Consider the following 20,793-nt stretch of genomic DNA (forward strand, 5'->3'; position numbering starts at 1 on the left):
CCCTCCCCGCTTTGCTAGGCTTCCTGTGACCGTTCACGAGAACGATCCGGGACAGATCTTCACGGAGGTGGTCACGTGCGTCAACCCCCGATACCCCCGACCGTCGCGCTCGTCGGCGTCCACGGGCACGGCCGGTGGCACCTGAACCGCATCGCAGCACTCGAACAAGCAGGTCGGCTGCGGCTGACGGCGGTCGCCGACCCGCGCCCGCCCGAGCCCGGCACGCTGCCCGAAAGCGCACAAAACCGAGCCCCCATCGCCCGCTACGACTCCCTCGACGACCTCCTCGCCGCCGGCCCGCCACCCGACGTAACGCTCATCGCCACCCCCACCCCCACCCACTTCGCCCTCGCCGAAGCCGCCCTGCGCGCCGGCTCGGACGTGCTGCTGGAGAAGCCGCCGGTCACCGGCCTGGCCGAGCTGGAAGCGCTGCGCAAAACCGCCGCCGAAACCGGCCGCGTGGTCCAGGTCGGCTTCCAGTCCCTCGGCTCCGCCGCACTGCCACGCCTGCGCGTCCTGCTCGCCGACGGCGCGATCGGCGAGATCACCGGCATCGGAGCGGCCGGAGCCTGGTGCCGCCCGGAGACGTACTGGCGCCGCGCGCCCTGGGCCGGCAAGCGCTGGCTGAACGGGGTCCCGGCGCTCGACGGCGCGCTGACGAACCCGTTCGCGCACGCGATCGTCACCGCCCTGGCCGTCCTCGGCAAAGACGCGATGGCGCAGGTCCCGGACCGCATCAGCCTGGAGCTGTGCCACGCGAACCGGGTCGAGGCCGACGACACCTCCGCGGTCCGCATCGAGGTGCCCGACGCGCCGCCGATCCTGGTCGCGGTGTCGGTCTGCGCGCCGAAGCCCGTCGAGATCGATCCGTGGGTCCGGGTCCAGGGCACCAAGGGCGAGGCGGTGTTCGCCTACACCGCCGGCCGGCTGACAGTGACCGGCAAGCAGACCGGCAACCAAACCGGCGAACTAACCGGCGACCAGAACGCGTCCGGCGTCGAGGAACTGAGCGAGACCTACCCCGAAGCCGACCTCCTGGCGAACCTGCTGGACCACCGCGAGCGCCCCGACGAGGTCCCGCTGATGGTCCCGCTGGAGGACACCATCGGCTTCACGTCCGTGTTGCAGGCGGTCCGGGACGCCCCCGAACCCCGCGCGATCCCCGCCGAATACGTGTACGTGCAGGACTTCGCCGTCGGCCGGGCGACGACAGTAAAAGGCATCGTCGACCTCGTCCAGTCCTGCGCGCGGGATCAGAAACTGTTCTCCGAAGCCGGTGCCCCGTGGGCACCTGTCGATCACTGAACGGACACCTTGCGGTCGGGGACCTCTATTACCGTCCCAAGCCATGGGAATAGCCGAAAAACTGTTCGGGTCCGCCCGCGACCGGTTCGGAAAAGAGGTCGCGGCGCGGGTGCGGGCAGTGGACGCCGTGGCGAGCGCCGAGTACGACCCGGAGAAGTTCCAGGTCGTCTACCACGGGGCTCAGGGCACTGAGCCGGCCGTCATCAACCTGGAGACCGTCTTCCGCGAGACCCGCGGCCGGTCGGCCGCGGCCCGCCGCGAGGCGATCGGCCGGCTGGCCGACATCGCCGCGCTGCCGCCGACCCCGCGGAACTGGGCCGAGGTGCAGGCCGATCTGCGGCCCGTGCTGCGTCCGGTGCCGGCGGACCCGAAGTTCGACATCGTCAGCCGGCCGGCCGTGCGCTACCTGGCGGAGATGCTGGTCCTCGACACGCCCTCGGCGATGCGGTACGCCGGGAAGGCCGACCTGGAGCGCTGGGGTGTGAGCGCCGACGAGGCGTTCGCGGCCGCACACCGGAACATGGCGCGCACCGTCACCACCTCGCTGGACGAGGCCCGCCGGCGCGCCGCCACCCCGAGCGGCACGACGTCTGCGGAATCGATCCGCCTCACCGACAACGGCGACGCCTACCTGACCTCCCTGCCCCTGGTCCAGGGCTGGCTGGCGACCATCCAGCGCATCGCCGGCGCCCGGCCGCTGGCCTTCCCGGTCAGCAACAACACCCTGCTGCTGGCCTACGAGACCCAAGACGCCGCCGCCCTGACCGAGGCCTTCGACGTCGCCGAGCGCGAGTGGCGCGAGGCCTCCCGCCCGATCAGCCCGGCGCCGATGACGGTGGACGACGACGGCGAGGTGGTGCTCTACGACCCGCCGAAGGACCACCCCGCGTACGCCGCGGTCCGGCACGCGCAGATCCTGCTCGCGATGGACGCCTACGGCCCGCAGACCGAGTACCTGCGCGGCGTCGCGGGCTCCCGCGACCCGTTCCCCGCCGCGCTGAAGGGCTTCCGCAGCCCGGAGGGCGCGGAGGTCACCGGCGCCTCCTGGGCCGACGACGACACCTCGCTGCTTCCCGAGGCCGACCTCGTCATGTTCCCGGGGCGGAACGAGGAGATGCTGATGGTGCCGTGGTCCGTGGTCGTCCAAGAGGCCGGGCTGACCCCGGCCGAGGGCTACCACCCGGTGCGCTACGTCGTCGGCGGCTGGCCCGACGAGGACGTCATGGAACGCATGACGAAGCTCACCGCGGAGGCGAGGACGGAGGCCTCGAAGGCTTCGAAGGCCTCGAAGGCCGACCCGGGAACCATGGCGCAGGCTTCAGAGAGCTGACACGCCCGGACGCGGCGGGTTCGCCAGCGCTCCCGAGTGGTCCCGGCACCCCCGGCACCCCCGGCACCCCCGGCACCCCCGGCGACCCCGGAGCCCTACCCCCGCCGCGCCGGCGCCGTCGACTGCCGCACCACCAGCTGGCTGGGCAGCAACGCCGGCACCGGCGGCACCTTCGTCCCGCGCAGCATGCCGATCAGCGTCCGGGCCGCGCGCTGGCCGAGCTCGGAGCTGAAGATCCGCACCGTGGTCAGCGCGGGCGTCAGGAGCGAGGCGGTCGGCGTGTCGTCGAACCCGACCACCGACACCTCGTGCGGCACGTCGATCCCGCGCTCGCGCAGCAGCCGCATCGCGCCGATGGCCATGGCGTCGTTGAACGCCAGCACGGCGGTCGGCGGCTCGGCGCGGTCGAACAGCCGCGCGGCGGCGGCGTGGCCGGACTCCAGCGAGAACTCGCCGGTGGCCACCAGGTCCTCGTCCAGCGGCAGGCCGGCGTCGGCGCAGGCGCGCTGGCAGCCGCGCAAGCGGGCCTGCTGCGCCAGGTTCGATGGCGCGTCGCCGGCGATCAGGGCGACGCGCCGGTGGCCCAGGGCCAGCAGGTGCTGCATCGCGCCGTACGCGCCGCTCTCGTCGTCGGGCTGGACCGAGGGCACGGCGAGGGCCACGTGCCCGATGGCGACCACCGGGTAGCCGGCCTCGACCAGCAGCTCGATGCCCTCGTCGCCCATCCCGGCCTCGACGATGACGCCGTCCACGGCGCGCCGGCGCACCATGCGGCGGTGCGCCGACAGCGCCGGGTCCTCGTCGTTGGGGCTGGAGACCAGCAGGCTGTAGTCGTTCTCGGCGACGACCCGGTCCACCCCGCCGATGGTCTGCAGGAAGTGCGCGTTCGCGAAGGTCACGTCGACCGGGAACGGCAGCACCAGGCCGATGGTGTCGGTGCGGGCGCGGGCCAGCGAGCGCGCGGCGACGCTGGGCCGGTAGTTGAGGTCTCGCATGGCGGCCAGCACCCGGTCGCGGGTCTCCGGAGCGACGCCGGCGGCGTCGTTGATGACCCGCGAGACCGTCTGGTAGGACACGCCGGCCCGGTCGGCCACGTGCCGCATGGTGATCTGTCCCGTGGATTTCATGTCACCGTTCACGCTAGCGCACGTGACCGTTCACACCGGGCGCGGCAGCGCTCTACCAGCTACTACCGACTACTACCAGCCACTACCAGGCACCGGACCTCAGTCCCCGACGACCGTCCCGCCCCACTCCCCGGGGTGCACATCGCGCACGCTCTCGCAGAACTCCCAGCGGTGCCCGGCCAGGTCGTCGACCGTGAACTGGAGCTCGCCGAAAGGCTGCTCGGCCAGATCGGCGACGATGGTCGCGCCGTGGGCCGTGACCCGCTCGTACTGCGCGCGCACGTCCTCGACCCGCACCTTCAGCAAGTGGGTCTCGACGCCGTGCGTCGGCGCCGTGCGCTGCCCCCGGACGTCCGCGACGATCACGGCGCCGTCCTCGCCGATGCGCATCTGCGAGCGGTGGTCGTCACCGATCCGGATGCGCTCGGCGAACCCGAAGACGTCCGTCAGCCACTCCACAGCGGCACGCACGTCCGGATAGACCAGCACCGGGATGACTGTCACGGACGGGATCGAACGGTTCGGCTTCACAGCCTCAAGCTACGCCATGACCGGCGCGAGCGACCCCTGTAGAGGTCGCCCGCGCCGGTCGCATGGTGGATCAGCGCAGGATCGATCAGCTCAGCTGAGCGTGAACGGCGCCGACAGATCCACGTCGTACGGCGTGGTGTCCGCCTCCTTGTCGACCTGCAGCACGTAGCCGCCGGGCTCCACGGTCGGCGGCCCCGAGGCGTCGATGTCGCCCTGGCTGCGGGCCAGCGCGGTGGCCGGGAAGGTGATCTTCACGGTCTGCGACGCCCCGGCGGCCAGCGTCACGCGGGTGAACCCGACCAGCCGCTGCGGCGGCTCGGCGGCCGCGCTGACCGGCTGCGCCACGTACAGCGGCACGATGTCGGTGCCGTCCCGGGTGCCGGTGTTGGTGACGGTCAGCGTCGCGGTGAGCTTGCCGTGCGATGACGCGTACGGCGTCACCGACAGCGCCGAGTGGCTGAAGGTCGTGTAGGAGAGCCCGTATCCGAAGGGGTAGAGCGGGTTGTAGGAGTGGCCCGGGCCGGAGCCGGTGCTCGGGAGCTGGTCGAAGAACTTGGGCTCGTCGCCCAGCGGGGACGGCGCGCCGCCGTTGAAGTCCCCGCCGACCGCCGGGGCGTCCGAGGGCCAGCTGATCGACAGGTGCCCGCTCGGGTCGACCTTGCCGAACAGCACGTCGGCCACGGCCTGCCCGGCCTCGGTGCTGCCCTGGTAGGCCATCAGCACGGCGTTCGCCTTCTCGGCCGAGCCCAGCCCCACCGGACGGCCCGCCTCGACCACGACCACCACCGGCTTGCCGGTCGCCTCCAGCGCCGAGATCAGCGCCTGCTGGTCCGGCGGCAGGGCCGGGGCCGGGTTGTCGCCGAGCCCTTCGGCGTAGGCCTTCTCGCCGACCACCGCGACGTACGCGTCGGTGTTCGGCGCCGCGGCGACCGCGGCGGCCTGGTCGGGGATGGACTTGGCCTGCGCGTCGGCGCCCACGATGCCGGTCAGCGCGGTGGTGCCCGGCGGGATCTGGTCCGGGGCGCCCATGCAGCACACGTGCCCGGCGCCGGCCACGCCCTGCCAGCTCACGCTCCAGCCGCCGAGCTGGTTGGTCATCGAGTCGGCGCTCGGGCCGGTGACGACCACCCGGCTGCCGGCGGCCAGCGGCAGCACGTTGTTCTGGTTGCGCAGCAGCGTGACCGACTCCTGCGCGGCCTTCAGCGTCTGGTCGCGGCCGGAGGTGACCACGGCGTCGGCGGCCGAGGCGTTCAGGCAGGGCTTGCTCGGATCGGCCACGCAGGGCTGGTCGAACAGACCGAGCTGGAACTTCATGGTGAGGATGCGGCGCACCGCGTCGTTGATCGTGGACATCTTGATCTTGCCGTCGCCGACGTCGGCGATGATCGCGGCCTGCCACTGGTCCGGGCCGTTGACCTCCATGCTCATGTCCAGGCCGGCGTTGACGGCCTCGGCGACCGCGTCCGGCAGGCTGGCGGCGATGTGGTAGGTCGTCTGCAGCGCCTGCACGTCCTGGTAGTCGCTGATGATGACGCCCTTGAAGCCCATCTGGCCGCGCAGGATGTCGGTCAGCAGGTAGTGCGAGGACGTGGCCGGCACACCGTTGATGGACCCTGAGTCGACCATCACGGAGTCGGCGCCGGCGTTGATCGCCCCGGCGTAGGACGGCAGGATCGTGCTCTGCAGGTAACTCATCGGCAGCAGGGCCTCGTTGCGGTCATGGCCGTTGACCGACTGTGAGTACCCTGCGAAGTGCTTGACCGTCGCGCTGACGTTGAGCCCGCCGGCCGGTGCCGGGGTCTGCAGGCCGGTAACGTTTGCGGCGCCCATCGCCGCGGACAGCGCCGGCTCCTCGGCCCACGTCTCGTAGGTGCGGCCCCAGCGGTTGTCCCGCGCCAGGTCCTGCACCGGGGCGAAGGCCCACGTCCAGCCGGTGGAGCGCAGCGCCGTGGCGGTCATCGCGCCGCCGGCCTGCGCGGCCGAGGGATCCCAGGTCGCGCCCATGCCGATGGACTGCGGGAACAGCGGCGCCTGCCAGGGGTGGCCGAAGCCGTGGACGGCGTCCACGCCGAAGCTGAGCGGGATGTGCAGCCGCGAGTGGGCGATCGCGTACTGCTGGATGGTGTTGTAGTCGTTGGCCCAGTCCTGCGCGGTGTTCCCACTGGTGCCGCTGCCGGTGGTGTCGGCGGGGTTGTCGGACCCGCCGGCCAGGATCGACCCGACGTTCTGGTCCAGGATCGCCGACTGCATGCACGCGGTGGTCGGCAGGTTGAACCCGGCCGCCCCGCAGGCCCCGCCGGAGGCGGCGGTGGCGTTGTCGACGAGCTGCTGGTCCATCTGGCCGGCCTTCTCCGGCAGCGTCATGCGCCGGAGCAGGTCGTTGACCCGCGCCGAGACGGACGCGGTCTTGTCCAGGTACTTGGGCTGCGCGGAGTCGGCCGAGGCGCCGGTGGCGGCGTCGACCGTGGCCAGAGTGAGGGCGGCGGCCAGCGCGATCTGCGCCACGCGCCGCGTCGAGCTCGCGCGTTCACGGCTCCTGAGCGGCCGTGACCAGGGTGTTCGAGCACGCATCAAGGACACTCCCAGCTGTTTCGAGCTTTGATGAGTGGGGTTTTGGTGCGGCCGCAAACAATCTTGCTGATGGGGAGTCAGTCAACTGCGGGAACGGAAGGGCGTCAAGGCTCGGCGACACAACCGAAACACCGGCCGCCGTGGCCGCTCCCTCGAAAGTCGGGGAGCCGCCACGGCGGCCGGGTGGGTTGGCGGACGGATCAGCGCCGGGATCTGGCGGAGGCCATCGTCATGCCCTGAGTGGCCAGGCCGAGCAGCACCGCCACGGCCCCGATGACCACGTTGTTCCAGATGACGGCCTTCGGGGCGCTGTGGCCGGCGGTCACGACCCACGGAGAGATGATCATCCAGATGCCGACCGGCACGCCGATCCAGCCGAGCCGGTACAGCCGCTCGGGCTGGAGGGCCAGGCCGAAGCCGAACGCGGCCATCGTCAGGCCGATCACCAGGTTGTTCACGCGCACGTCGGGGTTGGCGGCCTGGAAGTGGACCGCCCACGGCGACACGGCCATGTACAGCCCGAGCAGCACGATCAGGCCGTCCAGCGTGGAACCGCTGGGCCCGTCGATGATCTTGGCGAAGCGCTCCCGCATCTCCTTGGAATCCGGGTGCGTGGTGATGTCCGAAGCATGCCGTGGTGCGGTTTCGGACATGGCTCTCACTTCCCTTCCCGATCTTGGAATCGAGCCTTTCGCCACCAAGTATCCGCTTTTGTCCCTCGTTATTGAAGGGGGTACGGCGATCAGCCGACATTCCGCTTGCCGGCGGCCGGATTGCCGGGGTCGACACCGAAGCTGATGATCCGCTGGGGGTGCAGCCGGATGATCGGGCCGGGGGCGTTCGCGTGGGAGTCCGCCGGGTTCTCGATCACCTCGGCCCGGCCCCGGATCTCCAGGCAGCGCACGACCCAGGGCTGCACGGAGGCGATGTCGTCGACGACGAAAGCGGCGGCGCCGTTCGCCGCGACGTTGCGGTACTTGCGGCTCGCGGCGAGGTCGCGGCCGCCGATGTCGATGGTGCCCAGCTCGGTGTTCACGCCGAATCCGACCGGGCTGACCTGCAGCGTCCCGTCCGGGTGCTGGGTGGCCAGGCGGCCCAGGCGCTGCTGGTCGAGGTAGGCCAGTTCGGCTTCGGTGAAGATCATGATGCGGCTCCGCGGGGCTCGGGACGGACGGTCGACGGTTTGTCATTCATCCAATTGAATAATAGCCTGGCGGCATGTCCACCGCAGCCGAACCCACGCCTGAACCGTCGCCGCCACCATCGCTGTCACCGTCGGCAACGCCGTCACCGCGCCGGGCCGCGCCGCCGCGAGCCGCACGCGGCACGTCGGCCCAGACCCGCGAGAAGATCCTGGACGCCGCCGTCGCCGAGTTCGGCGCGAAGGGCTTCGCCGGCGCCCGGACCGCCGAGATCGCCGCCCGGGCCGGGGTGAACCAGCAGCTCATCGCCTACCACTTCGGCGGCAAGCAGGGCCTGCTCGACGAACTCCGGGCCCGCTGGGCGGCCGCGCAGAGTGCCGCCGGACCGGCCGCGACGCTGGCCGAGTCCGTGCGCGGCTACCTCGACCTGACCCTCGACCAGCCGGACTGGTCGCGGCTGGTGGTCTGGCGCGCGCTCGGCGATGCCGCGGACAGCCCGCCGGACGAGCAGTCCGAGCGCCTGCGCGGAGCCGTCGAGCGCATGCGGGCGCGCCAGGCCGACGGCGAGGTCGACGCCGACCTCGACCCGGCGTTCGCGCTGCTGCTCTGCTACGCGCTGACGTTCGCGCCGATCGCCCTCCCCCACTTCGTGCGCGACATCACCGGCCTCGATCCGCTGTCGGCGGAGTACCGCGAGCGGTGTGCCGCCGAGATCGTCAAACTCCTGACTCCCCGCGACTCCTGACTCCTGACTCTTGACTCCTCGCGAAAGGCCGAACCCATGAGTTCCGCGATCGTTTTCACCGAGTACGGCGGCCCCGAGGTCCTGCGCCTCGTCGCGGCCGAGCCGCCGGCGCCGGCCGAGGGCCAGGTACGGGTCCGGGTGCGCGCCGCCGGGCTCCAGCCGGCCGATTCCCTTTTGCGCAGCGGCAGATTCCGCGCTTTCATGCCGGCTCGTTTTCCGCAGCGGCTCGGCAACGAGCTGGCCGGTGTCGTCGACGCGGTGGGGCCGGGCGTGGCCGAGTTCCAGATCGGGCAGGAGGTGCTGGGCCCGGCCGCAGCGCCCGGCGCGCACGCCGATCACGCGCTGGCCGACGCGACTCAGCTCGTGACCAAACCCTCGGGCCTGGCGTGGAGCGAGGCCGGCGCGCTGTCCGCGTCGGGGCAGACGGCGGCGACGTGTCTGTACGACCTCGGCGTCGAGGAGGGCGACACGGTGCTGATTCACGGGGCCGCCGGAGGCGTCGGGAGCATGGCGGTGCAGATCGCCGTCGCTCAGGGCGCGCGTGTCGTCGGTACGGCGTCGGAGCGTAATCACCAGTTCCTGCGCGACATCGGCGCGGTTCCGGTGCGGTACGGACCCGGGCTCGCCGAGCGGGTGCGCGAGGCTGTGGAGCTCGCGGGGGTCGCGGGGGCACGCGTCGACGCGGCTTTCGACACCGCCGGGACCGACGACGCCTTGGCCGCCTCAGTGGAACTCGTCACGGACGTGACCCGGATCGGCACGGTCGCCGCCGGGGCGGACGTCGAACGGTACGGGATCCGGCGGATGAGTACGCGTCGGTCGGCCGGGCAGTTGCGGGAGCTCGTCGAGCTGGCGGAGGCCGGAAAACTGCGGGTGTTCGTGCAGCGCGCGTTCGGTCTGGAGCAGGCGCGCGAAGCGTATAAGGAACTGGACGGTGGCCACGTGCGTGGGAAACTGGTGTTCCTCATGTCCTGAGCACACTGGGACCCCCGGCCGGGAACGTCACAGTGAGGGCTACGAATAGGCGGGTAAGCCTCTGCTATGTCCTCCGTCCGGATAACGCCCGTCGCCGACCCGACCACGACGACCCCGTCGTGGCGCAAATGGGCTGTGCGAGCCGCGGTTCCGGTGGCGGGGGTGTTCCTGTTGCTGGCTTCGCTGTGGCTGGCGGTGCGGATCACGCCGCTGCAGGCGGTGACCGCGGCCGGACAGACGGTCGAGGTCGGCGCGGCCTCGCCGGACTTCGGGCCGTCCGGGCCGGCCGAGTTGGACCTGTTCGGGCAGACGATCTCCACCCAGCCGGACTTCCCGGGGCCGGTGCGGCCGCGGCTGCGGCTCACGCACATCACCGCGAACGCCGAACTGCAGCAGCTGCTGGGCTCCGGCGACCACAACAGCGCGGGCCTGCTGGGCCGCCAGCTGTCCGAGGGCTGGCTGCGGTACGGACTGTGGGAGGGCGCGGTGTCGGCGGGCATCGTCGTCGTGGTCCTCTCGGCGGTGACCGGCCTGCGCCGCTACTCGATGCGCCGGACGGCGGTCGTGCTGCTCGCCGGGGCGGCGTCGATGAGCGCCGTCAACGTCGTGGGCTTCGGGCTGCTCGCCTCCGGCACGCCGGCGGCGCTGCGGCACGTGCACTCGCTGTCCGACCTCGTCGGCAGCGGCGGGACCGGCTACCCGGTGGCGCCGGCCGACGGACCGGCGCTGGGCGCGGTGCAGGCCGTGGTGATCGGCGACTCCACGGCCGCCGGCATCGGCAACCGGCCGCTGCCGCAGCCGGACGCGCTGGACAAGGCCTGCGGCCGCAGCGCCGACGCGTTCGCCGAGCAGCTGGCGGCGGTGAACGACTGGAACGTGCTGAACCTGGCCTGCTCCGGCGCGACCGTGCGCACCGGCCTGCTCGGCCCGCAGCCGGCCGGGCCGCTCAGCGCCCCGCCGCAGATCGCGCAGCTCCAGCGCGCGCCGAAGGCCCACGTGATCATCGTCAGCATCGGCGCCGACGACCTGCACTGGGCCGACCTGACCCGCTTCTGCGCGGCCAGCCCGAGCTGCGACGACCGGGCCACGGACGCGTACTTCCAGCAGCAGACGGTCGCCTTCGTGATGGACTACCGCGACCTGCTGACCCAGCTGGCGGCGCTGCCCGGCAACCCGACGGTGATCGTGAACCAGTACTACGACCCGTTCGGACCGGACACCTCCTGCCTGGCCGCCGAGGGCGTGGACGCGGCCAAGGCCAAGACCCTGCAGAACCGCCTGGACCAGCTGAACACGGCGCTGCGCCAGGGCGCGGACGCGGCGGGGTTCACCTCGGTGCAACCGTCGTTCGCCGGCCACGCGCTGTGCAGCGCGGAGCCGTTCGTGCAGGGACCGAAGGACAAGGCGCCGCTGCACCCGACGGCGGCCGGGGAGTTGGCGATCGCGCTGGCTGATCAGCAGGCTTTGTCGGTGGCTCGGAGCCCGGGGGCGGCTACGTCTTCTTCGTCGCGGTAGCCACCGCTTTTGGTCGGCAGGCTGCCTCTTCTTCGCGATAAGGGAGCCTTTGTCTCCCTTCCAGTTCTTGCGCTGCCAATTGGTGAACCATCAATCCTCTGCCACCGTCCCGTCGGCCGGTGCACTGTTGTCCGCAGAGCGCACAACTGAGCCACTGTTCACCGGATCTTGACAAGAAGGGGACATTTATGAGGTTCACCCCCAAGGTTGCGGCGACCGCCGCAGTCGTCACCAGTGCCATGGCGATGGTCGCCGTGGCCCCGATCGCCGCCAACGCCGCGCCGCACCGGGCCGTGGCGTCGGCGTCGTCGGCGGCGGCGGTCACACCGAACTCCTCGATCAACGGCAGCATCTCGGCCTCGGAGATCCTGTCCCGGGCCGCGTCGTGGAACGGGACCCCGTACAGCACCGGCGTGTACAAGGCCGGGCCCGGCGGCGACGTGTCCTACCGCACCGACTGCTCCGGCTACGTGTCGATGGCCTTCCACCTGTCCAGCAGCCCGTCCACGATCGACCTGCCGTCGTACGTGCACTCGATCAGCAAGGCCGACCTGCAGCCCGGCGACATCCTCGGCGTGCTCGGCCCGGGCACCGGCGGCAACGCCGGGCACGTGCTGATCTTCGACGGGTGGGCGGACAGCGGCCACACGCAGTACAACGCCTGGGAGGACTCCGGCGACCAGGGCGTGCACCACGGGGTGATCCCCTACCCCTACTGGCCGAACACCAGCGGCCCCTCGCCGTCGCTGTACCAGCCGTACCGGTACAACAAGGAGACCGGCTCCCCCGGCGGCGGTGGCGGCATCCCGCCGTGGCCGAACCTCGTGGAGGGCAACACCGGCACCAACGTCGAGGCCGCGCAGTACCTGCTGGACGACCACGGGGCGTCCATCGCGACGGACAGCCAGTTCGGCACGAACACCTACAACGCGACGCGGTCCTACCAGTCCTCGCACGGTCTGGGCGTCGACGGCCAGATCGGCCCGCAGACCTGGGGCTCGCTGATCGTCCAGGTCCAGTCCGGCTCCTCCGGCGACGCGGTCAAGGCCGCGCAGCTGGAGCTGAACAAGTACGGCTACGGCCTGTCGGTCGACGGCTCGTTCGGGCCGGCCACCGACAGCGCGGCCCGCGCGTTCCAGTCGGCGCACGGTCTGGGCGTCGACGGGCAGATCGGCCCGCAGACGTGGGAGACGCTCGTCGGGGACTGATCGAACCCTGCTGATCGGCACCATCTGATCGGAGGCTGATCGGGGACGCATCGGCAGTCGCCGGTCGGCTGCCACCGCCCTCGATCGGCCACTGATCCGCCGGCCCCGGCTCGGACGTTCCGAGCCGGGGCCTCGGCGCGCCCCCGGGACCGGCCCCGCCGGGCCGAACCGGGCGAAACTTGGTAAGTTCTCATGGCGTAAACCCGATGAGACCTTCTCCGACCTGGCGGTTCGATGACATATCTGGGCTCTGACACGTACGTCATCGACACCCTCATGTCCGGCCACACCGGCATCACCGCCGGCTACGCCATCCTCGGCGACCACCCGGCGCTGATCGAGACCGGCACCGCGAAGTCGGCACCGGTGGTCCGCGACGAGCTCGCGGCCCTCGGCGTCGGACCGGAGGACCTGCGCACGATCGTGGTCACGCACATCCACCTGGACCACGCCGGCGGCGTCGGGGACCTGGCGGCGATGTTCCCGAACGCCGAGGTCGTCGTGCACGCCTCCGGCGCGCGGCACCTGGTGGATCCCGAGCGGCTGATGTCCAGCGCCCGCCGCGTGTTCGGCTCGCTGATGGACGACGTGTTCGGGCCGCTGCTGCCGACCGAGGCACGGCGGGTCCGGGCCGTGGAGGACATCGGCTTCATCGACCTCGGCGGCGGCCGCCGCCTGGAGACGCACCACACCCCCGGACACGCGCGGCACCACGTCGGCCTGATCGACAACGTCACCGGCGACCTGTACGTCGGCGACGCGGCCGGCCTCTACATCCCCGCCGAGGACCCCGACCAGCCCGGCGACGTCCGCCCCGGCACACCCCCGCCGGACTTCGACCTGCCGCTGGCGCTGAACTCGCTGGAGAAGTTCCGCACGCTCCAGCCGACACGGCTGCTGTTCAGCCACTACGGCCCGGTCAGCGACGTCACCGACACGCTCGCACGCGCCGAGGAGGAGGTGCGGCTGTGGGTGGAGCTGGTGCGCGACGCCCGGACCAGCCGGCTGGACCTGGACCACGCCATCGAGATGGTGCGGGAGAAGACCGCGGCGCGCTATCCGGTGGAGCAGGCGAACGAGGAGACGCAGACGAAGTTCGAGGAGCTGTCTTCGTACGCGTCGAACATCGTCGGGATCAACATGTACCTGAACAAGACCGACGGGTGGGAGCACCCGATGGCGGACGCGGCCAGCGCGGGGTGAGCTGAGGCCGCGACTGTCGTCAGATCCACCAATCGGTTTATCGACAAGTCAGCAGAAGCGGGAAAGCCTCGACAACATCCTTCACCGTCGCCGTCGCCGCCCGAGGTGCGGCTGCACCGTCCGCGCCGATCCACACCGTCCGCAGCCCCACCGCCGCCCCGCCTTCGATGTCAGCGTGCGCATCGTCGCCGACCATCCAGCCGCCGTCGGTCAGCGGGCGTCCCGCGCTGTCGGCGGCGATCCGGAAGATCTGCGCGTCGGGCTTGCGGATTCCCAGCGCCCCGGACACCACCACCGAGTCCACGAGCCGGCCGAGCCCGGTGCGCTCGACCTTCCCCAGCTGGTTGTCCGCCTCGCCGTTGGTCACGATGCCCAGCCGCCATCCGGCGCGCCGCATGGCGACCAGGCCGTCGCGGACTTCGTCACGCAGCTCGACGTACTCCGGCATACGGCTGCGATACAGCCGCCACAGATCCTCCACAGGCTCCGCGAGGCCGTAGCGTTCCCGCACCCGCGCGAAGAAGGCGTCCCTCTTCTGGCGCGGGTCCCACGCCTCGACCAGCCACTCCTCCGCCTCCGCCGACAGTGCGAAGCCGCGTGCGAAGTCCTGCGCGAAGCGTCGGAAGGCCGGAGCCAGCTCGATGAGTGTGTCGTCCAGGTCGAACAACGCCAAGAGGCCCATGGAGATGATCGTACCGACCGCTACTCTGGAGGTAAGGACCGCAGAGCTGGCGGGCCGCTACCACTCCGGAAGGGCTGCCGCAGTGACCGAAGCCGTCGTCGAGACCAGCACCGCCGAGACCAGCACCGCCGAGAGCACCGAGCCCGTCATCGCCCCGGCCCCGCCCGAGGCCGCCATCACCTCCGAGGCCGAACTCCGCGCCCTGCTCGGCGAGCCGATGGAGCGCGCCGTCACCAAGGAACGCGTCCGACTCAAGCCGATCGACCGCCGCTGGCTGGCCGCCTCGCCGCTGTGCTTCCTGGCCACCAGCGACGAGCTGGGCAACTGCGACGTCTCGCCGAAGGGCGACCCGGCCGGCTTCGTGAAGGTCCTCGACGACACCCGCCTGGCCGTGCCCGAGCGCCCCGGCAACCGGCGGGCCGACGGGTATCACAACATCCTGCGCAACCCGCACGTCGGCATGATCTTCGTGGTGCCGGGCCGCACCGAGACGCTGCGGGTCAACGGCCGGGCGCGGCTGGTGCGCGACGCGCCGTACTTCGACGACATGATCGTCAAGGGGCACCGGCCGATCATGGCGCTGGAAGTCGAGATCGAGCAGATCTTCTTCCACTGCCCGAAGGCGTTCCTGCGCTCCTCGCTGTGGAAGCCGCCGACGTGGGACCCGGACCAGCTGCCGCCGCACGCCGTCATCGTGAAGTCGGTGCAGCCGACGCGCGAGTCGCTGGAGGAGCTGACCGAGTACTACGGCGCGAGCTACGAGAAGAGCATCTACGTCACGAAGAAGTAGGCGCGGACGACCAGTCGCGGAGCAGCCCCTGCGGTTGTCGGTGCCCCTGCGGTTGTCGGCGGCGGCCGGTAACGTCGGAACATGGCGTTCACCTATCAAGTCGTCGTCGACTCCGCCGACCCGCACGCTCTGGCCGACTGGTGGGCCGAGGCGATCGGGTGGGACCTGGAGCCCTCGAACGAGGACTTCATCCGCTCGATGGTCGCCGCCGGCCACGCCACCGAGGCCGACACCAAGACCCACAACGGCGTCCTGGTCTGGGCCCTCGGCCAGGCGATCGTGCACCCCGACGGCAAGGACGCCGGGCCCGGCTCGCGCATCCTGTTCCAGGTGGTGCCCGAGCCCAAGACCGTGAAGAACCGCGTGCACCTGGACATCAAGGTCGGCGAGGGGAACCTGGAGAGCGAGCTGGCGCGGCTGGCCGCGCGTGGAGCCAAGGTGCTGCACCGGGGCCAGCAGGGACCGTCGCGCTGGGTCACCATCGCCGACCCCGAGGGCAATGAATTGTGTCTGCACTCGTGAGCGGCAGCCGTTAAAGTCGCGTTCATGACGTCCGATGCCACCGCCGTCCGCGTGGACAGCTGGATCTGGTCGGTGCGGCTGACCAAGTCCCGGTCGATGGCCGCCGACGCCTGCCGCGGCGGGCACGTGAAGGTGAACAACGAGAGCGTGAAGCCCTCGCACCTGCTGCGCGTCGGCGACGAGGTGCGGGTGCGGCAGGACCAGCGCGAGCGGGTCGTGGTGGTGAGCAAGCTGATCACGAAGCGGGTCAGCGCCCCGGCCGCCGCCGAGTGCTACGTCGACAACAGCCCGCCGCCCCCGCCCCGGGAGCTGTTCGTCGCGGTCGCGGTGCGCGACCGCGGCGCCGGGCGGCCGACGAAGCGCGAGCGGCGGGACATGGACCGGCTGCGCGGGCGGCCTTTCTAGGCAGTCCTGCAGCGTCCTGCCACGTCCGGCCGCCGCTCACAACAGCAGGACGCCGCGGAACCGGACTCAGGGTATCCGGCGCCGCGGCGTCACACTCGTGCCTACTTCTTGCGGCCGTACCGCGTCTCGGCGTACTTCTTCATGATCGCGAAGGTCTTCGGGTTGCGCGCGAACGTCGCGGGCTCGAACGGCGTCGAGTAGCGGCGCCGCGTGATCGCCTTCGGGCGGGTGAACTCGCGCAGCCCGTCCGCGCCGTGGATGCGGCCGAAGCCGGACTCCCCGACGCCGCCGAACGGCAGGCCCGGGATCCCGGCGAAGGCGATGACCGCGTTGACCGAGGTCATGCCGCTGCGCAGGCGCCGGGCGATGGCCGTGCCGCCCCGGCGGGCGAAGACCGAGGCACCGAGGCCGTAGTCGGTGGCGTTGGCGAGCTCGACGGCCTCCTCGACGTCGCGCACGCCCTTGACCGTGATGGTCGGGCCGAAGGTCTCCTCGCGCACCGCGCTGGAGTCCTCGGGCGTGTCCAGGAGCACGGTCGGCTCGACGTACGGGGCCTGCACCGCGCCGCTGCCGCCGACCAGGACCGTGGCGCCCTTGGCGATGGCGTCGTCGATGTGCCGGCGCACCACGTCGATCTGCGAGGGCATGGTCATCGGGCCGTAGGCGGCGTCCGGCCCCTCGCCGGGGGTCAGCGCCAGCTTCTGGATCTGCGAGGTCAGCTCGGCGACGAACTTGTCCTTCACCGAGTCCACGACGTAGACCCGCTCGATGCCCACGCAGGTCTGCCCGGCGTTGGACATCGCGCCCCACAGCGCGGCGTCGGCGGCCTTGGACAGGTCCGCGTCGGCGGCCACGATCATCGCGTCCTTGCCGCCGCACTCCATCAGCACCGGCGTCAGCGACGGCGCGCACGCGGCCATCACCTTGCGGCCGGTCCGGGCGCTGCCGGTGAACGCGATCTTGTCCACGCCCGACTCGCACAACGCGGCCCCGGTCGGCCCGGTCCCGGTGATCAGCCGCAGCACCTTGTGCGGCGCGTCCGGGTTGGCCTTGTCGAACGCGTCGACGATCCACTTGCCGATCGCGGTGGTGTACTCCGAAGGCTTGAACACCACGGCGTTGCCGGCGGCCAGCGCGTAGGCGATCGAGCCCATCGGGGTGAACACGGGGTAGTTCCACGGGCCGATGACGCCGACCACGCCCAGCGGCTGGTACTCCAGCGTCGCGGCGTGGTTGGACATCAGCAGGCCGGTGCCGACCCGGCGCGGGTGCAGCACCTTGCGCGCGTGCCCGGCGGCCCAGCCGATGTGCTCGATGGCGAGGAAGGCCTCCAGGAAGGCGTCGCCGCGCGGCTTGCCGTTCTCCCGGTGCATGAGCTCGCCGAGCTCGTCGAGCCCGCGGGTGATGACGCCGGCCCACTTGCGCAGCCGCCGCTCGCGCTCGGCCCAGGTCAGCGCGGACCACCAGGCGGCGGCCCGGCGTGCCTCGGCCACGACCGCGCGCACCTGCTCGGCGGTCATGGCGGGGAAGGTGGCGACCTCACCGCCGTCGGCGGGGTCGTAGGAGACGAAACTGGGGGCGCCCGGTTCCAGGACGCCGACAGCCGCGCCGTTAGCTGAACCCTGATCGCTCATGGCTGACTGCCTCTTCCATGCGGAGGTGAGGGTGGGTTGGGGACGGATGGTTCCGGAGGGTGTCCGGTCGATCGCTACCGCCGGGTAACGTCGATGGTTCCGATCCTTCACCTCGAAGCGGCCCGGGGCAATAGGGAGTTGGGACGTGTGGTGGATCAGGCGGGGTGGAAACGCGCGACCGGCGGCTGCCCCTGAGGGGTAGCCGCCGGTCGGTGGTGGTGCGGGGTGGTGCTTGGTTGTACGGGGTCGTGCTGGGTTGTCAGCGCTGGGTTGTCAGTGCTTAGCGCTTGTCAGAGTCGGAGTCGGAGTCCGCGTCGAGGTCGTGGTCGGCGTCGAGGTCGGAGTCGGAGCGGGGGCCGGCGGGTTCGGACTTCGCGTCGGCCTCGTGGTCGGCGTCGTCGTCTTCACCGTCCTCGTCCTCTTCGTCTTCGTCATCGTCTTCGTCGTCGAACTCTTCGTCTTCGTCGTCTTCGAAGTCCTCGGCATCGTCCGCGATGTCCTCGGGTTCGGCTTCGGCCTCGGCCTCGTCGTCCTCGTCATCTTCGCCAGCGTCGACGCCGGCTTCACCATCGAGCTCGTCCTCGAACTCGTCGAAGGCGATGCCGTCCATCTCGTCGACCCGCTCGGCGGCGTCGGTGAGCCCCTCGGGGTCGGCGTCGGCGGCGCGCATGAACCACTCGCGTGCCTCGTCCTCGCGCTCGGCGGCGAGCAGCGCCTCGGCGTAGGCGTAGCGCAGCCGCGCGGTCCAGGGCTGGATCTTGGCCGGCGTCAGGTCGGCACCCTGCAGCTGCACGACGGCGGCCTCGGGCTGCTCCATGTCGATCCGCGCACCGGCCGCGACCATCCGCAGCTCGATCTGCGTCTCCTTGTCGAGCGTCTTGGCCTCCGGCGCGGCGGCCATCGCCAGAGCCCGCTCCGGACGCCCCAGACCCCGCTCACAGTCGGCCATGACGGCCCAGTGGTCGTTGGTCCCGGTGATCCGCCGCACGGTCCGCAGGTCCGCCAGCGCCTCGGAATACCGGCCCGTCAGGTACGCGGCCAGCCCGGCGGCCTCCCGCGTCGAGGCCAGGCGCGGCGCGAGCTTCATCGCGGTCCGGGCGTGCCGGTAGGCGAGCTCGGGGTCCTCGTCGAGGTTCTGCCCGGCCATCACCAGGTGCCCCGCGACCAGCATGGCCTTGGACCTGAGCAGCTGAGCGAGCTCGTCCTGGATGTCCTTGTCGAGCTTGTCGATGGTGGCGTCCGGCGCGATCTCCAGAACGTCCTCCTCGGGCGCGTCCCGGTCGACGACACCGCCGAACCCGACGCTGACACCGCCCTCGCGCTCGTCGAAACCGCCACGAGCATCCTCGTCGCCGAACCCGACCCGGGCAGCGTCGTCGCCGAACCCGCGCGGGGAACCGAACTCGCTGTCCCGACGGTCGTCGCGGGAGTCGGCACGATCCCGGGAGCCGTAGCTGGTGCGCTCGCCATCGCGGCCGGCGGAGTAGCCACCCCGCGAACCGGCACGATCGCCATACCCGCCGCGCGAGTCACGATCGCCACCGAACGACCGCGGGCCGGAGCCGGAGCCGCCTCGGGAATCACGGTCGCCATAGCCGCCACGGGAGTCGGACCCGCGGTTGTCCCGTGAGCCGAAACCACCGCGGGAGTCAGACCCGCGACTGTCCCGCGAGCCGAAGCCGCCTCGGGAATCGCGGTCGCCATAGCCGGAACCGCTACGCGAGTCGGAGCCGCGGCTGTCCCGCGAACCGAAGCCACCGCGGGAGTCAGAACCGCGGCCTTCGCGCGAGCCGAATCCGCCCCGGGAGTCAGACCCGCGACTATCCCGCGAACCGAATCCACCCCGCGAGTCGGAGCCGCGGTTGTCCCGCGAACCGAAGCCACCGCGCGAATCCCGGTCGCCATAGCCGGAACCGCTGCGAGAGTCCGACCCGCGGCTGTCGCGCGAGTCAGAGCTGCGGCCCTCACGCGAGCCGAAACCGCCCCGCGAATCCCGATCGCCAAATCCGCCACGGGAGTCAGAACCGCGACTGTCCCGCGAGCCGAAACCGCCGCGCGAGTCGGAGCCGCGGTTGTCCCGCGAACCGAAGCCACCGCGCGAATCCCGGTCACCGTACCCGGAGCCGCCCCGCGAGTCGCGATCGCCGGCGCCGCGAGAATCCCTGTCCCCATAACCAGAACCGCGACCGCCTCGGGAATCCCGATCGCCGTAGCTGGAGCCTCCGCGCGAGTCGGATCCCCGGCCATCTCGCGAGCCGAAACCGCCGCGAGAATCAGAGCCGCGACCATCCCGCGAACCGAACCCGCCCCGCGAGTCACGGTCGCCAGATCCGCCGCGCGAGTCCCGACCTCCGTAGCTGGACCCACCGCGCGAGTCGCGGTCGCCGTAGCCACCACGGCTACCGGAGTCGCGGCCACCGGAGCGGTCGTCACGCCCGCCGGATCCACCGCGCGAATCGCGGTCGCCGTATCCCGAACCACTGCCGCGCGAGTCGCGGTTCCCGTAGCCAGAGCCACCCCGCGAATCACGGTCGCCGTACCCCGAACCACTACCACGCGAGTCACGGTTCCCGGAGCCGGAACCACCCCGCGAATCGCGGTCGCCGTAGCTCCTTCGGCCGCCGGAGTCGCGGCCACCAGGACGGTCGCCGCGGGAGTCGCGGTTGCCGTAGCCCGAGCCGCCGCGCGAGTCGCGGTCCCCGGAGCCGCCGCGAGCGTCGCGGTCGCCGGTGCCGGGGCGGTCACCATAGCCCGAGCCGGAGCGGCCGCCTCGGTCGCCGGCGCCGGGACGGCCTGAGCGGTCGTCGGCGGGGCGGCGGTTCTCGCCGCTGCCGCGGGGGCCCTGGCCTCGGTCGCGGTCCCGGTCGGAGCGGCCCGGGCGACGGTCCGAAGATGGTGACATTGGATCCAGCTCCTGTTCCTGTTATGAGTCGGGGTCCATCCTCCCGCACCGCGGGAGAAAGGGCCAAACGCGACGAAGCCCCCTCCAGGAGATCCCGGAGGGGGCTTCGTGAAATTTAGTTCGGCCGCGTCCTACTCTCCCACCAGGTCCCCCTGGCAGTACCATCGGCGCTGGCGGGCTTAGCTTCCGGGTTCGGAATGGGACCG

The 20,793-nt window shown here is 71.5% G+C and carries 19 protein-coding genes and 1 rRNA gene; 11 read left to right on the forward strand and 9 right to left on the reverse strand.

What is annotated here, in order from left to right:
- The first annotated feature begins 75 nt into the window (after positions 1 to 75).
- Together ABH920_RS34590 and ABH920_RS34595 are read left to right on the forward strand one after the other, a co-directional pair.
- Entirely contained in the window at positions 76 to 1,305 is a 1,230-nt protein-coding gene (locus ABH920_RS34590) for a Gfo/Idh/MocA family protein (RefSeq protein WP_370353457.1), read from the forward strand.
- A gap of 43 nt (positions 1,306 to 1,348) precedes the next feature.
- On the forward strand, positions 1,349 to 2,635 hold the full coding sequence (locus ABH920_RS34595; RefSeq protein ID WP_370353458.1) for a hypothetical protein: 1,287 nt from the start codon (positions 1,349 to 1,351) through the stop codon (positions 2,633 to 2,635).
- 95 nt (positions 2,636 to 2,730) lie between these two features.
- Here the strand turns inward: ABH920_RS34595 and ABH920_RS34600 are convergent, their stop codons facing one another.
- From ABH920_RS34600 to ABH920_RS34620, 5 genes are all read right to left on the reverse strand, one after another.
- Positions 2,731 to 3,762: a LacI family DNA-binding transcriptional regulator gene (locus ABH920_RS34600; RefSeq protein ID WP_370353459.1), complete on the reverse strand. Its 1,032-nt coding sequence runs from the start codon at positions 3,760 to 3,762 to the stop codon at positions 2,731 to 2,733.
- Positions 3,763 to 3,861: 99 nt separating this feature from the next.
- Entirely contained in the window at positions 3,862 to 4,266 is a 405-nt protein-coding gene (locus tag ABH920_RS34605) for a VOC family protein (RefSeq protein ID WP_370353460.1), read from the reverse strand.
- A 117-nt stretch (positions 4,267 to 4,383) separates the two neighbouring features.
- Complete coding sequence (locus ABH920_RS34610; RefSeq protein WP_370353461.1) at positions 4,384 to 6,798, reverse strand: glycoside hydrolase family 3 N-terminal domain-containing protein; 2,415 nt, start codon at positions 6,796 to 6,798, stop codon at positions 4,384 to 4,386.
- A gap of 266 nt (positions 6,799 to 7,064) precedes the next feature.
- Entirely contained in the window at positions 7,065 to 7,517 is a 453-nt protein-coding gene (locus ABH920_RS34615; RefSeq protein WP_370353462.1) for an SPW repeat protein, read from the reverse strand.
- Between the two features lie 89 nt (positions 7,518 to 7,606).
- Positions 7,607 to 8,008 (reverse strand): PPOX class F420-dependent oxidoreductase, encoded by a 402-nt coding sequence (locus ABH920_RS34620; protein ID WP_370353463.1) that lies wholly within the window; start codon positions 8,006 to 8,008, stop codon positions 7,607 to 7,609.
- A gap of 74 nt (positions 8,009 to 8,082) precedes the next feature.
- Between ABH920_RS34620 and ABH920_RS34625 the strand changes: the two genes are divergently transcribed.
- The 5 genes from ABH920_RS34625 to ABH920_RS34645 all read left to right on the forward strand — a co-directional run bounded on the left by ABH920_RS34625 (position 8,083) and on the right by ABH920_RS34645 (position 13,652).
- The gene (locus tag ABH920_RS34625; protein WP_370353464.1) at positions 8,083 to 8,751 is read left to right on the forward strand and encodes a TetR family transcriptional regulator; all 669 of its coding nucleotides are present in this window, start codon (positions 8,083 to 8,085) and stop codon (positions 8,749 to 8,751) included.
- Positions 8,752 to 8,787: 36 nt separating this feature from the next.
- Complete coding sequence (locus ABH920_RS34630) at positions 8,788 to 9,726, forward strand: NADP-dependent oxidoreductase (protein WP_370353465.1); 939 nt, start codon at positions 8,788 to 8,790, stop codon at positions 9,724 to 9,726.
- A gap of 66 nt (positions 9,727 to 9,792) precedes the next feature.
- Entirely contained in the window at positions 9,793 to 11,241 is a 1,449-nt protein-coding gene (locus ABH920_RS34635; RefSeq protein WP_370353466.1) for an SGNH/GDSL hydrolase family protein, read from the forward strand.
- A gap of 188 nt (positions 11,242 to 11,429) precedes the next feature.
- On the forward strand, positions 11,430 to 12,449 hold the full coding sequence (locus tag ABH920_RS34640; RefSeq protein ID WP_370353467.1) for a peptidoglycan-binding protein: 1,020 nt from the start codon (positions 11,430 to 11,432) through the stop codon (positions 12,447 to 12,449).
- Between the two features lie 234 nt (positions 12,450 to 12,683).
- Complete coding sequence (locus tag ABH920_RS34645; RefSeq protein ID WP_370353468.1) at positions 12,684 to 13,652, forward strand: MBL fold metallo-hydrolase; 969 nt, start codon at positions 12,684 to 12,686, stop codon at positions 13,650 to 13,652.
- A 37-nt stretch (positions 13,653 to 13,689) separates the two neighbouring features.
- On the opposite strand, the gene ABH920_RS34650 is transcribed toward ABH920_RS34645, so the two are convergent.
- Positions 13,690 to 14,334, reverse strand: a complete 645-nt coding sequence (locus ABH920_RS34650; protein WP_370353469.1) for an HAD family hydrolase — start codon at positions 14,332 to 14,334, stop codon at positions 13,690 to 13,692.
- A gap of 148 nt (positions 14,335 to 14,482) precedes the next feature.
- Here ABH920_RS34650 and ABH920_RS34655 point away from each other — a divergent pair, with 148 nt between their 5' ends.
- The 3 genes from ABH920_RS34655 to ABH920_RS34665 all read left to right on the forward strand — a co-directional run bounded on the left by ABH920_RS34655 (position 14,483) and on the right by ABH920_RS34665 (position 16,051).
- Positions 14,483 to 15,124 (forward strand): pyridoxamine 5'-phosphate oxidase family protein, encoded by a 642-nt coding sequence (locus ABH920_RS34655; protein ID WP_370353480.1) that lies wholly within the window; start codon positions 14,483 to 14,485, stop codon positions 15,122 to 15,124.
- Between the two features lie 81 nt (positions 15,125 to 15,205).
- Positions 15,206 to 15,646, forward strand: a complete 441-nt coding sequence (locus ABH920_RS34660) for a VOC family protein (protein WP_370353470.1) — start codon at positions 15,206 to 15,208, stop codon at positions 15,644 to 15,646.
- Between the two features lie 24 nt (positions 15,647 to 15,670).
- On the forward strand, positions 15,671 to 16,051 hold the full coding sequence (locus ABH920_RS34665; protein ID WP_370353471.1) for an RNA-binding S4 domain-containing protein: 381 nt from the start codon (positions 15,671 to 15,673) through the stop codon (positions 16,049 to 16,051).
- Positions 16,052 to 16,152: 101 nt separating this feature from the next.
- Here ABH920_RS34665 and ABH920_RS34670 read toward each other — a convergent pair whose 3' ends face one another.
- Entirely contained in the window at positions 16,153 to 17,685 is a 1,533-nt protein-coding gene (locus tag ABH920_RS34670; protein WP_370353472.1) for an aldehyde dehydrogenase family protein, read from the reverse strand.
- A gap of 280 nt (positions 17,686 to 17,965) precedes the next feature.
- Entirely contained in the window at positions 17,966 to 18,856 is an 891-nt protein-coding gene (locus ABH920_RS34675; protein ID WP_370353473.1) for a hypothetical protein, read from the reverse strand.
- On the opposite strand from ABH920_RS34675, the gene ABH920_RS34680 reads away from it, so the two are divergent.
- Complete coding sequence (locus tag ABH920_RS34680) at positions 18,839 to 19,315, forward strand: hypothetical protein (RefSeq protein WP_370353474.1); 477 nt, start codon at positions 18,839 to 18,841, stop codon at positions 19,313 to 19,315. The genes ABH920_RS34675 and ABH920_RS34680 overlap by 18 nt on opposite strands.
- A 1,390-nt stretch (positions 19,316 to 20,705) precedes the next feature.
- On the opposite strand, the gene rrf is transcribed toward ABH920_RS34680, so the two are convergent.
- Positions 20,706 to 20,793, reverse strand: a 5S ribosomal RNA gene (gene rrf, locus ABH920_RS34685); the annotation flags it as partial.

The organism is Catenulispora sp. EB89, assembly GCF_041261445.1.
Taxonomy (GTDB): Bacteria; Actinomycetota; Actinomycetes; order Streptomycetales; family Catenulisporaceae; genus Catenulispora.